This is a genomic window from Microbacterium sp. (assembly GCF_036277215.1).
In the GTDB taxonomy this organism is placed as follows: Bacteria; Actinomycetota; Actinomycetes; order Actinomycetales; family Microbacteriaceae; genus Microbacterium.
This window is the reverse complement of record NZ_DASUNI010000075.1, coordinates 1-2201: the sequence shown is the minus strand read 5'-3', so window position 1 is coordinate 2201 and position 2201 is coordinate 1. Positions and strand designations below refer to the sequence as shown.

3 protein-coding genes are annotated in these 2201 nt (G+C 69.8%); 1 reads left to right on the top strand and 2 read right to left on the bottom strand.

The window, feature by feature from the left end; translation table 11 throughout:
* Positions 1–204, bottom strand: a 204-nt coding sequence (locus VFX99_RS03670; protein ID WP_329664964.1) for a three-helix bundle dimerization domain-containing protein, incomplete at its 3' end; no start/stop codon positions are given.
* 213 nt (positions 205–417) lie between these two features.
* Between VFX99_RS03670 and VFX99_RS03665 the strand changes: the two genes are divergently transcribed.
* Positions 418–1095, top strand: coding sequence for a hypothetical protein (locus tag VFX99_RS03665; protein ID WP_329664963.1), 678 nt, complete (start codon positions 418–420; stop codon positions 1093–1095).
* Here the strand turns inward: VFX99_RS03665 and VFX99_RS03660 are convergent.
* Positions 1049–2201, bottom strand: a 1153-nt coding sequence (locus tag VFX99_RS03660) for a M1 family metallopeptidase (protein ID WP_329664962.1), incomplete at its 5' end; no start/stop codon positions are given. The two genes, VFX99_RS03665 and VFX99_RS03660, sit on opposite strands and share 47 nt — an antisense overlap.

The window sequence follows — 2201 nt, the reverse complement described above, 5'->3', positions numbered from 1 at the left end:
GGAGTCGAGGTGCTTCAGGCGCTTCTTGGCCTGCTTCTCGACGAGCACTTCGACGAAGTCCCGGACCCGCGCGTCGTTGAACTCCTCATAGGACTGGGTCACCACCTCGCGGATCGTCGCGGTCGGACGATCCGGGAATTGGACACTCAGTCGATCGACGATCTCGCTGATCGTCTGGTCGGCAGCGGGGGGTTCGTGCGTCATGTGGGTCTCCCGGGCGAGCGGTGTCCGCTCACGTTACCGCTGTGGTGGGTGTCGTGACAGCGCTTGTCTCCGCGCCGGGAGTGCACCTTGCCGCTGCCGAGAGTGCATCTTGCCCACGCCGATCGTGCAGCCAGACCCGGGGCGGCGCACGCTCGGCGGCAGCAACATGCACTCTCGCGAGTGGCGACCGCACACTCGCCGTACCCTGGGGGAATGACCGCTGGACGTGCGGGTTTCGGCCCGGTCCGGCTTGCGTGGTGCGATGCCGAAACGTCCCCGCCGGCATCCGTCGATGTGCTTCGGCGGCTCGGAGAGCCGCAGGTGCGCCGGTACGAAGCCCTGAGCGGTGCCGGAGCACAGCGATTCCTTGCGGGGAGGTCGTTGCTGGCGGAGCTGATCGCAGAATTCACGGATGCCGCCGGCCTCGGATTCACCACGACGTGCGAGCGCTGCGGCGCCGAGCACGGCCGGCCGCGCGTGACGGGAGCGCCGGTCGCGATCAGCGTCAGCTACGCGGGGAGCGTCGTGGCCGTCGCCGCGGCGTCACTGTCCGACACGACCGGGGTGGGCGTCGACATCGAGCGGGCGCCGGGAGGCGACGCGGGCGCGCGCCTCGCCGAGCTCGCCCCTCTTTTCGCACCCGCACCTGCGCCCGACCTCGAGGGATGGACCCTTCTCGAGGCGGCGCTGAAGGCTGACGGCCGCGGTGTCCGCGTGGACCTCGCCGCCGTGCGGGTGGGTGAGGTCGGCAGCGGGCGGCTGCCGGCTGCGCGGGCCGTGCGGATCCCGGGACGGGTCGACACAGTGGATGCCGCGATCATTCCCGGACCGGACGGGTTCGTGCTCACTGCAGCTGCTGCTCCGGCGGCGCCGGTGTCGCAATCGGGGTGAAGCTGCCCCCGCCCGGCTTGGGGAGCTTCGGAAGTCGCGGCTGGTCGAGCCAGGCGCGCAGAAGCGACGCGATCGGAACCCCCGCCGAACTCTCCGCGAGGGCGACGAAGTCCGTGGTCGTCGCGGTGGACCCCCGGTGGGTTCGGGCCCACGTCTGCAGCATCCCGAAGAAGGCATCGTCGCCGAGGGTCAGCCGCAGTGCGTGCAGCGTCAGCGCACCGCGCTTGTAGACCCGATCGTCGAACATCGAATCCGGGCCGGGATCGCTCAGCACGAGGTCCTGCGGCAGCGACGCCAGACGTGCATGGTGGGACAGCGCCTTCTGGTGGGCTGTCGGAGCGCCCGAGTACTCCGACCACAGCCATTCGGAGTAGCAGGCGAAACCCTCGTTGAGCCAGATGTCCTGCCACTTCGAGACGCCGACGCTGTTGCCGAACCACTGGTGCGCGAGCTCGTGGGCGACAAGCCGTTCCAGCGCGCCGGACCCGTCGATGTGATTCGCGCCGAAGACGCCGATCCCCTGCGCCTCGAGCGGCATCTCCAGCTCATCGGCGGTCACGATGGCGGCGTACTCCTGGAGCGGGTATGGACCGAACAGGTGCTCGAACACGGCGACCATGCGCGGCAGATCGGCGAAGTCGGCGTGAACACGTGCGGCCAGCGGCGCCGGGAAGAAGAGCCGGCCGGTGGATCGTCCGAGCGGGAGCGTCTCCTCGACGTATCGACCGATGTGGACTGTCGTCAGGTACGTCGGCGTGGGCGCATCCTGTTCGAAGAGCCAGGTCGACCTCCCGCCCCGGCTGGTCCGACCGACGCGCAGTCCGCTCGCGACCACGGTGTATGCCTGCTCGGTGGTCACCGACAGGCGGTAGGTCGCCTTATCGGAGGGCAGGTCGTTGCACGGGAACCAGGTGGGGGCTCCGGTGGGCTGGGAGGCGACCAGCGCACCGTCGGCGAGTTCCTCCCAGCCGATCGTCCCCCAGCGGGAGCGCCGCGGCCTCGGGGCGCCGCCGTAGACGACGGTGACCTCGAAGGAGTCTTCGGCGGACAGGATCGAGGGGAGTGTGATCCTCAGCTTCCGGTCGCTCTGGTGGAAGGTGGCGGCT